Here is a 9088-nt window from a genome sequence, read left to right on the forward strand (position 1 = left end):
CCCCGGCCGCCTCCCAGCGAGCCAGTCTGGCCTGCACGGTATTGCGTGAGAGGCCCAGGCGCGCGGCCAGCTCGACACCCTGGACGCGGTGCGCGAGAGCGGGATTCGTCATCGCGTGGTGGCCTGGACCGGCGATATCGACCGCGCCGAACGCGCCATCGAACTCTCCGCGGCCCTTCGCGGGGTGACCGTGGTCCCGCAGCGCGGCGACAGCTTCGGCGAACGCCTCGCCAACGCCCACCGCGACGCCGCCGAATTCGGTGTCCCCGTCCTGCAGATCGGCATGGACACCCCGCAGGCCGACGCCGACCTGCTCACCCGCTCCGCCGCCCGCCTGGTCGCCACCGGCGACACCGTCCTGGGTCCCGCCACCGACGGCGGCTGGTGGGCCCTGGGCCTCACCGACCCCCGCCCCGCCCAACTCCTCGCCGACATCCCCATGTCCACCGACCGCACCGGCGAACTCACCGAAACCGCCCTGCGCCACAGCGGATGCCGCGTCCACGCCCTGCCGACCCTCACCGACGTCGACACCTACGACGACGCCATCGCGGTAGCGGCCATCTCCCGAGGCCGCTTCGCCCGCACCGTCACCGACCTGGTGACCGCGAAAACGCCCGTACCCCTCTGAGTCTCGACCCGAAAGGAGCCCGCGGTGCAGACCGGCAACGTCGACCCCGCGGACACCTCGTCCGCCCAACCCGACCCCGCACCGAGCCGCCCGACTCCCGCGCCCGCTCCCGATCGATCGGCGAGCGGTCCCGATGACCAGCAAGCGTCCCTGCTGCCATCGGTGCTCACCACGCGGATCTCGCCCGCGCGGTCCACGGCGGTGGCGGCGCGGGTGGGGATCGCGCTCGGGGTCGGGATCCTGATCCTGTTCGTGACCGGGATGATCAGCCATCTGATCCAGCATCCGCCGGACTGGTTCTGGTGGCCCGCGCATCCGGTGTGGCTGTACCGGGTCACGCAGGGCACGCATGTGACGGTCGGGGTCATGATGATCCCGCTGCTGCTGGTCAAGCTGTGGTCGGTGTATCCGCGGTTCTTCCTGAAACCGTCGGCATTGTTTCCGAAACCCTCTGTGCGCCGGGCACTTCCGGAAGCGTTGGAGCGGGCGTCGGTGGCGGTGCTGATCGGCGCGGTGCTGTTCCAGATCGTGACGGGGCTGTTCAATACGGCCCAGTTCTATCCGTGGAAGTTCTTCTTCACCACCACCCATCACGCCATGGCGTACGTGGCGTTCGGCGCGGTCGTCGTGCACCTGGCCGTGAAGCTCCCGGTCGTGCGGACGGCACTGTCGCATCGAGTCTCGGAACCGGAATCGGCTGACGCACAACAGGAATCGGCCACACCGCCGCGACCCGGTGTCTCGCGCCGGGCGGTGCTCGCCGCGGCCGGGCTGGGTGCGCTGGCCACCGGTCTGCTGGTCGCCGGGCAGTCGGTTCCCCTGCTGCGCCGCGTCGCTCTGCTGGCCCCGCGTGATGGTGAAGGCCCGCAAGGAGTTCCGATCAACCGGACCGCCGTGGCCGCCGCCGTCACCGAGACCGCCCGCTCCCCGCAGTACGCTCTCGCGGTGAAAGTCGGTGGCCGCGAACACGGTTTCTCCCGCGCCGACCTGGAGGCCCTGCCCCAGCATGACAGCGTGCTGCCCATCGCCTGCGTGGAGGGCTGGAGCGCGACGGGGCACTGGTCCGGCGTACGGCTGCGTGACCTGCTGGCCCAGGTCGGCGAATACGGCGGCGGCGACGTGCGTTTCGTATCCCTGGAGACCACCGGTATCTACGGTTCCTCGGTGCTCCCGCACACCTTCGTCACCGATGCCTCCACCCTGATCGCCCTGCGGCTCAACGGCGAGGATCTCGCCCTCGACCACGGCTACCCGTGCCGTCTGATCGCGCCGAACCGCCCGGGCGTCCTGCAGACCAAATGGCTGAAGTCGATCGAGGAACTGTCATGACCATCACCCGGATCCTGTTGGGCGCGTGCGGCATCGGCTTCGCCTACTACGGTGTCGAGTTGCTGCTGAAGATGAGCACCACCGACCTGAAGTCGGTCGCCGTCTGGTTCATCGGCGCGATCCTCGCCGAGAACCTGATTTTCGGCCCGGCTGCCGCCCTCGTCGGCGTCCTCGGCCATTACGTGCTCCCGCCGCGCTGGTGGCCCGCCTACGCGGTCGGCGCGTTCTGCAGCCTCGCCCTGTTCCTGGTCTCGGTGCCGCTGCTGGGCCGCGAGGGCGCGGTGCCCGGCAACGACACCATCCTGAACCGGAACTACACGGTGAGCCTGCTCATCGCGCTGGCCGTGGTGTGGGCCGGGGTCGCGGTCTACCTGCTCAGCTCCGCCCGGCGGTCTCCAGCAGCGGCAACCGGATCTCGAAACGCGCTCCCTCGGAACGGTTCCGGGCACTGATATCGCCGTGATGCGCGGCCACCAGGCCCGCCGCGATGGCCAAACCCATGCCGCTGCTGCTGCCCAGTTCTCCCGCGCCGGGGGAGCGGGCGGCGCTGCCGCGATAGGCGACCTCGAAGATGCGCGGCAGATCGGTATCGGAGATGCCCGGCCCGGTGTCGTCCACGCGGGTCCACGCCTGGCCGTCGTCCGCGCCCGCGGAGATGTCGATGCGCCCGCCCGGCGGGGTGTGCGCGATCGCATTGGCGACCAGGTTGGTCAGCACCCGCCCGAGCGCCCGGTCACTGCCCGCCACCACCAGCTTGTCCTCGGGTTGCGTCGCGGCCAGGGTGATCCGGGCGCGCTGCGCGGTCGGCTGGTTGGCGGCCAGCACCTCGTCGATGAGCTCGCGCAGATCCACCGGCTCCATCTCCAGCCGCAGCGCCCCGGAATTGATCTTCGACATCTCGAACAGGTCGTCCACCATCGACGAGAGCCGATTCGTCTCCCGCACAATCTGTTCCGCGTACCGCTGCACGTCCTCCGGCCGCGCCACCACGCCGTCGAGCAGTGCCTCGCCCATGGCGCGGATCCCCGCCAGCGGGGTGCGCAGATCGTGGCTGACCCAGGCCACCAGTTCGCGGCGTGAGCGTTCGGCGGCGCGCTCCTGCTCGATCATCTCGCGCTCCCACACCGTGGCCCGCGCCTGTTCGCGGCCCAGCAGAATGGCCGCGGGCACGGTCACCGCGGTGACGACCGCCAAAACCACTGCCGTGCGCTCGAATTCGGCGCCGAACATGAGCCCGCTCACCGCGACCACCCCGCACAGGGTGGCCAGCGTCGGAATCAGCACCAGCACGGCCATGCTCGTGGTCATGGCACGCCCCCGCGTGTACCGCAGCAGCAGCGCGCCGACCACCACCACCGGCAGGGTCCCCGCCAGCGCGTACCCGATCAGACTCGGTGTATCAGTCGGCATCGCCCGCCTCCTCCGCGACATCGGCGCGGCCCCACGCGTAACCGCGACCCCACACCGTCTCGATCCGGTGCGCGGCACCCAGCTTGGCCCGCAACCGCTTCACATGCACGGTGACCGTGGACAGGTCACCGAAATTCCAGCCCCACACCTCGGCCAGCAGCTCCTGACGGCTGAACACGCGCCGCTGATGTGACAGCAGGAACGCCAGCAGATCGAATTCGCGCGCGGTCAATTCCACCGCCGCCCCGTCCGCGACCACGGTGCGCGAGGCCCGATTCAACTCCACCCCGTCGCCTGACAGCGTCTCCGCGATCACCGGCTGCGGATGTGTGCGCCGCAGCACCGACGCCACCCGCAACGCCAGCTCCCGCGGACTGAACGGCTTGGTCACGTAATCGTCGGCCCCCGCCTGCAATCCGATCACCCGGTCGTCCTCCTCCCCGAGCGCGGTCAGCAGAATGATCGGCGTCTCCGGATGCGCCCCCGCCCGCACCGCCCGCGTCAGATCGATCCCATCCGGCGGCGGCATCATCACATCCAGCACCGCCAGATCGATGTCATTGCGCTCCAGCACCGCGGCCGTGGCGGGCCCGTCCGCGGTCTCCACCACCTCGAGCCCATCCCGCTCCAAATACCGCCGCACCACCTCGCGCACGACGGCATCATCATCCGCCACCAGAATCCGCATACCCCACCCTAGGCCGCCCCCACCCCGAACCACCTGGTCCAAGCCATTTCCCCACCCGCCGTCACAGTTTCGTCATGGCCGAGGCCGCCTGCGACGGCTGCCGCCGACCTACCGTCGAGGAATGGCCCCCGCACGACGAACCCGCACGGCTCGGCGCGCCGAGGTCCCCGATCCCGCTACCCGGGAGCGCATCGATCAGGTGCTGACCGCCTGCTGCGACGGCCCGACCATCGACCTCGCCGGTGATTCGGGCCGCCTGGCGGACCGGCTGATGCGGCGCGGCATCGCGGTGCTCAGCGTCGACCTGTCACCGAACTCGGTGGCCGCGACCAGGTCTCGCGGCGTGCCCGTACTGCACCGCGACCTGTTCGACCGTCTCCCCGCGACCGGCCGATGGGCATACGCACTGCTCGCCGACGGGGTGGTGGGGATCGGCGGCGACCCGGTCCGAGTCCTGCGTCGCACCCGCGAACTCCTCGCCCCCGATGGCGTCGCCATCGTCGAATTCACCCCGCCCCCGCCGGATTCGACGCTGCGGCGCACCTGCCCGCCCGCCACCACCGCGGGGACGCCCTGGGCGACGGTGGGCATCGAGCACGCCGCCGCCCTGGCCACCGCCGCCGACCTGCGACTCATGACCACGGCGACCGTCGCGGGCCACGACATCGCCTGGCTCGCCCGCTGAGGGGCGCGGCGGGTGGTCCGCGCCGCGGAATCGGCTCTAGGATTTTCGCGTGACCAGCGATATGTCCGGATCGGCGGAGATCGAGGCGGAAGGCGGACAGGTTCGGGCCTCGACCCTGGAACTGTTCTTCGACCTCGTGTTCGTCTTCACCATCACGCAGTTGACGCACGTGTTCACCCATCACCCGGGCTGGCGGGAGCTGGGGGAGGTGGCGTTGATGTTCGGGATCATCTGGTGGATGTACAGCGGGTACGTGTTCCTGACCAACGAGGTCGCGCCGAACAGCACCTCGCGGCGAACCTTCCTGCTGCTGGGCATGTTCGGGTTCTTCGTCATCGCCATCGCGATCCCCGACGCGTTCGGCGGCACCGGCCTGGTGTTCGGCATCGGCTACATCGTGGTCAGCCTGGTGCACACGGTCATGTTCGCCACCGCGGGCGGGGCCAGTGCCAGCACGGCGATGCTGCGGCTCGGCCCGCTCAATACCTTGACGGCAGTCTTCGTGCTGGCAGGTGGCATCGCCGACGGCGGGGCGCGGGCCGCCTGGTGGTCGGCGGCCATCGTGCTCCAGATCGTGACGCCCTACATCGCCCGCGTCGAGGGATTCGTGGTGCGCGCCAGCCACTTCTGCGAACGCCACGGCCTGGTCGTCATCATCGCGCTCGGCGAATCGGTGGTCGCCATCGGTGCGAACCTGACCGGCCAGGACCTCACCGTCGGACTGATCGCGATCGTCGGCCTCGGCCTCACCCTCGGCTATGTGCTGTGGTGGGCCTACTTCGGCATGGACGACGAACGCGGCGAGCACGCGCTCTCGGCGATTCCCGGGCCGCTGCGGGCCCGTCCCGCCGCGGTAGCCTACGGCTACTCGCTCTACGTCGTGCTGCTGGGCATCATCCTGACCGCCGCCGGGATCGCCATGACCATCGCGCACGGCAACCAGCCCGCCGGAAAGCCTGCCGCACTGGCACTTTCGGGCGGCGTCGCCCTGTTCTTCCTGGGGCAGTGCGCATTCCGGCTGACGCTGCACCTGCCCCGGCCCTGGTGGCGGCTGCTGGGCGCGGTGTGCGTGCTCGCCACCGCCCCCGTCGGCATCGTCTGGGTGGCGTGGGGACAGTTCGTGGTGCTGGTGGTGGTCGCCTACGGGTTCGTCATCGCCGACGACGTGATGTCCCTGCGAGCGGGTGAGGACAGTTCCTATATTCACCCGGAGATCTCGGCCGTCGGCCGCATGATCACCCGCAATCAGCGGCCGTAACGGCGGAGAGCGGCGTCAATCCCGCTGCGGCACCGCGCAACCGTCGGGCCCGCAAGCGTCGGCGTCGGCGACGATCTGCAATTCCGGCGCGTGATCGTCCCACGCCTGCCGCAATGCCTGCGCGAACACCTCCGGCGGCTGTGCGCCCGACACTCCGTACTTGCGATCCAACACGAAGAACGGCACACCACGCGCCCCGAGCCGAGCCGCCTCGGCCTCGTCGGCGCGCACCGCGTCGGCGTACGCGTCCGGGTCCGCGAGCACGCCGCGCACGGCCGTCTCCTCGAATCCGGCGGACACCGCGACCTCGACCAGCCGCTCGGCATCGCCGAACAGCGGCCGCTCGTCACCGAAGTTGGCCGCGTACAACGCGTCCAGCAACTGCTCCTGCTTGCCCTGCTCGAGCGCGAAGTGCAGCAGCCGATGCATGTCGAAGCTGCTGCCGAAGTCGCGCCCGGAGGTCACATAGCTCAACCCCATCGCCTCGGCCTGCGCCCCGATGCCCCGCTCGTTGGCGGCGGCCTGCGCCTCGCTGATCCCGTACTTCTCCGCGATATGCGGCACCACCGCATCGCTGTGGTCGCGCGGCAGCGTCGGATCCAGTTCGAAGGACCGATGCACCACCGTCACGCCCTCGCGGTGCGGGAACTCCGCGAGCGCCTCCTCGAACCGCCGCTTGCCCAGATAGCAGAACGGGCAGTTGATATCGGTCCAGATCTCGACCTGTACGGCCATCACACCTCACCTCGACACTGTTTCCGCAGGCCGGGGGCCCGGCCACCCTGATGCCAACCGGTCACCGCCCCCGAATGTTCCGCTGTGACCTAGTTCACAAAGTCGAGTTGTCACGTTCCGGCGGCCTGTTCTGTCTCATGCCCGACCCAGCAGGAACACCCCCACGGAGCCGAAAATGAACGCCACCAACAAGACCCACGAGATCGTCGTCCTCGGCGCGGGCTACACCGGCATGCTGGCCGCGGTCCGCCTGGCCCACCGCACCCGCAAGCTGAACGTCCGCATCACCCTGGTGAACCCGTCGGAGCGCTTCACCGAGCGCCTGCGCATGCACCAGATCGCGGCCGGGCAGGAACTGGCCCACCACCACATCCCGGATCTGCTCGACGGGACGAACGTGGTCTTCCACCGCGCCGCCGCGACCGCCATCGACGTCACCGCCCGCACGGTCACCCTCGACGACGGCGCGGAACTGCACTACGACACCCTCATCTACGGACTCGGCAGCACCACCGACACCTCGCGCGTACCCGGCGCGGACGAGGACGCCTGGACACTCAACGATCCCCGTCAGGCCCGCCGGTTTTCGCACCGACTGACCGACATCAACGCCGCCGCGGGCACCGTCACCGTGGTCGGCGGCGGCCTGACCGGCATCGAGGCCGCCACCGAGATCGCCGAATCGCACCCGGACCTGACCGTCACCCTGGTCAGCGCCCAGGAACTCGGCCACATGATGGGCGATCAGGCCCGCGCCCACCTGAACCGCGCCCTGGACCGGCTCGGCATCGTCCGCAAGATCGGCGTGCAGGTCGCCAAGGTGCTGCCGGACGCCGTGCGGCTGACCACCGGTGAGGTGATCGCCTCGGATCTGACCCTGTGGACCGCGGGCGTCAAGGTCTCGCCGCTGGCCGCCCAGGCCGGAATCGCCGTGGACGAGCGCGGATTGATCATCACCGACACCACCCTGCGGTCGGTCTCGCACCCGGAGATCGTGCCCGTCGGTGACGCCGCCGCGGTCCGCATGCCCTTCGGCGTCCTGCACGGCACCTGCCAGAGCGGCATGCCGACCGCCGCCTACGCCGCCGACAGCGTGACCCGTCGACTGCGCGGAAAGCCGGTGCGCCCCTTCCGCTTCGGCTACATCCACCAGCCGGTCAGCCTGGGCCGCGAGGACGCCGTCATCCAGTTCACCAAGGCCGACGACACCCCGCGCCGCTGGTACCTGAAGGGCCGCGCCGCCGTCTTCTACAAGGAGCAGGTCAGCGGCAGCCCGGTGCCGGTCTTCAAGATGAGCAAGCGGATGAACATGCAGGTGCAGTTCGCCAACGGCGGCCGCGCCACCCGTGCGCTGGCATGACCTCGAATGACCAGGTAGGACTGAGTCCCATGCAGGATGAGATCGACCCCTTCGTCGCCCACCGGCGGCTGCTGTTCGGCACCGCGTACCAGATGCTCGGCACCGTCACCGACGCCGAGGACATCCTGCAGGACGCCTGGATCAAATGGCATGAGGTGGACCAGGATTCGGTCACCCACCCCAAGTCCTACCTGGTCCGCACCGTCACCAATCTGGCGCTCAACCGGCTCACCTCGGCCCGCGCCGTCCGCGAGACCTATATCGGGCCCTGGCTGCCCGAACCGTTGCTCACCACCACGACCGACGCCGCGCAGGAGACCGAGATGGCCGACACCGTGTCGACCGCCATGCTGGTCGTCCTGGAAACCCTCACCCCCGTCGAACGTGCCGTCTTCGTGCTGCGTGAGGTCTTCGGCTATTCAAACGCCGAGATCGCCGGTTTCCTGGACCGCCCCGAGGCCACCGTCCGGCAGATCGCGCTGCGGGCCCGCAATCATGTGCACGCCCGTCGTCCGCGCTTCGACACCGACGCGGCCACCCGCTCGGCGATCACCGAGAAGTTCCTGGCCGCCGCGCACGGCGGAGATGTCAACGCGCTCATGGAGATTCTCGCCCCCGAAGTGACGCTGTGGAACGACGGCGGCGGCAAGGTCACCGCCGCGCGCCGGCCGCTCTACGGACCCGATCACGTGGCGCGCTGGCTGCTGGGCGCCATGGCCAAGCCGGTCAGCGCGAACATCCGTCTCGAATCCGCCTGGATCAACGGCGAACTCGGCATTGTCGCCGTGCTCGGCGAGTACCGGGTCGGGGCGCTCACCTACGACATTCGTGACGGTCACATCGAGAACATCCGCTTCCAGGTCAATCCCGACAAGCTCGCCGGACTCCAGCGAGCGACCGTCGACGTATCGGTCACCGGATCGGTCGACGAATAAAGAATCGGACATTTCACCCACTGGGCTGCGGTACTGTCCATCGCTCGTCGGGGGCGT

Annotated in this window: 10 protein-coding genes; 7 read left to right on the forward strand and 3 right to left on the reverse strand. The window is 69.6% G+C overall.

Features of this window, described 5'->3' with window-relative positions; all coding sequences use genetic code 11:
- Window positions 1-88: 88 nt before the first annotated feature.
- The 3 genes from ACWELQ_RS28230 to ACWELQ_RS28240 are packed head-to-tail and all read left to right on the forward strand — an operon-like array spanning window position 89 to window position 2412.
- Complete coding sequence (locus ACWELQ_RS28230; protein ID WP_452400067.1) at window positions 89-631, forward strand: TIGR04282 family arsenosugar biosynthesis glycosyltransferase; 543 nt, start codon at window positions 89-91, stop codon at window positions 629-631.
- A 24-nt stretch (window positions 632-655) separates the two neighbouring features.
- Window positions 656-1960 carry a molybdopterin-dependent oxidoreductase gene (locus ACWELQ_RS28235; RefSeq protein WP_452400068.1) on the forward strand — a complete coding sequence of 435 codons (1305 nt, stop codon included), beginning with the start codon at window positions 656-658 and terminating at the stop codon, window positions 1958-1960.
- Window positions 1957-2412: a hypothetical protein gene (locus tag ACWELQ_RS28240; RefSeq protein WP_452400069.1), complete on the forward strand. Its 456-nt coding sequence runs from the start codon at window positions 1957-1959 to the stop codon at window positions 2410-2412. Before ACWELQ_RS28235 ends, ACWELQ_RS28240 begins: the two co-directional genes overlap by 4 nt.
- On the opposite strand, the gene ACWELQ_RS28245 is transcribed toward ACWELQ_RS28240, so the two are convergent.
- Window positions 2336-3370: a sensor histidine kinase gene (locus ACWELQ_RS28245; RefSeq protein WP_452400070.1), complete on the reverse strand. Its 1035-nt coding sequence runs from the start codon at window positions 3368-3370 to the stop codon at window positions 2336-2338. The two genes, ACWELQ_RS28240 and ACWELQ_RS28245, sit on opposite strands and share 77 nt — an antisense overlap.
- Window positions 3360-4058, reverse strand: a complete 699-nt coding sequence (locus tag ACWELQ_RS28250) for a response regulator transcription factor (RefSeq protein ID WP_452400071.1) — start codon at window positions 4056-4058, stop codon at window positions 3360-3362. Before ACWELQ_RS28250 ends, ACWELQ_RS28245 begins: the two co-directional genes overlap by 11 nt.
- 121 nt (window positions 4059-4179) lie before the next feature.
- Between ACWELQ_RS28250 and ACWELQ_RS28255 the strand changes: the two genes are divergently transcribed.
- Together ACWELQ_RS28255 and ACWELQ_RS28260 are read left to right on the forward strand one after the other, a co-directional pair.
- A complete protein-coding gene (locus ACWELQ_RS28255) occupies window positions 4180-4743 on the forward strand; it encodes an SAM-dependent methyltransferase (protein ID WP_452400072.1) in 564 nt (187 codons plus the stop codon).
- A 49-nt stretch (window positions 4744-4792) separates the two neighbouring features.
- A complete protein-coding gene (locus ACWELQ_RS28260; RefSeq protein WP_452400073.1) occupies window positions 4793-6001 on the forward strand; it encodes a low temperature requirement protein A in 1209 nt (402 codons plus the stop codon).
- A gap of 15 nt (window positions 6002-6016) precedes the next feature.
- On the opposite strand, the gene ACWELQ_RS28265 is transcribed toward ACWELQ_RS28260, so the two are convergent.
- Window positions 6017-6736, reverse strand: coding sequence for a DsbA family oxidoreductase (locus tag ACWELQ_RS28265; RefSeq protein ID WP_452400074.1), 720 nt, complete (start codon window positions 6734-6736; stop codon window positions 6017-6019).
- 175 nt (window positions 6737-6911) lie between these two features.
- Here ACWELQ_RS28265 and ACWELQ_RS28270 point away from each other — a divergent pair, with 175 nt between their 5' ends.
- Window positions 6912-8096, forward strand: coding sequence for an NAD(P)/FAD-dependent oxidoreductase (locus ACWELQ_RS28270; RefSeq protein ID WP_452400075.1), 1185 nt, complete (start codon window positions 6912-6914; stop codon window positions 8094-8096).
- Window positions 8097-8125: 29 nt separating this feature from the next.
- Entirely contained in the window at window positions 8126-9031 is a 906-nt protein-coding gene (locus ACWELQ_RS28275) for an RNA polymerase sigma-70 factor (protein WP_452400076.1), read from the forward strand.
- The last annotated feature ends 57 nt before the right edge of the window (window positions 9032-9088 follow it).

The sequence above is a fragment of the Nocardia sp. NPDC004722 genome (assembly GCF_053601505.1).

Bases quoted from the DNA above. Each gene is read 5' to 3' on its own strand.
- ACWELQ_RS28265 (WP_452400074.1), bottom strand. From the start codon at position 6,736: ATGGCCGTACAGGTCGAGATCTGGACCGATATCAACTGCCCGTTCTGC.
- ACWELQ_RS28270 (WP_452400075.1), top strand. From the start codon at position 6,912: ATGAACGCCACCAACAAGACCCACGAGATCGTCGTCCTCGGCGCGGGC.
- ACWELQ_RS28245 (WP_452400070.1), bottom strand. From the start codon at position 3,370: ATGCCGACTGATACACCGAGTCTGATCGGGTACGCGCTGGCGGGGACC.
- ACWELQ_RS28275 (WP_452400076.1), top strand. From the start codon at position 8,126: ATGCAGGATGAGATCGACCCCTTCGTCGCCCACCGGCGGCTGCTGTTC.
- ACWELQ_RS28250 (WP_452400071.1), bottom strand. From the start codon at position 4,058: ATGCGGATTCTGGTGGCGGATGATGATGCCGTCGTGCGCGAGGTGGTG.
- ACWELQ_RS28255 (WP_452400072.1), top strand. From the start codon at position 4,180: ATGGCCCCCGCACGACGAACCCGCACGGCTCGGCGCGCCGAGGTCCCC.
- ACWELQ_RS28240 (WP_452400069.1), top strand. From the start codon at position 1,957: ATGACCATCACCCGGATCCTGTTGGGCGCGTGCGGCATCGGCTTCGCC.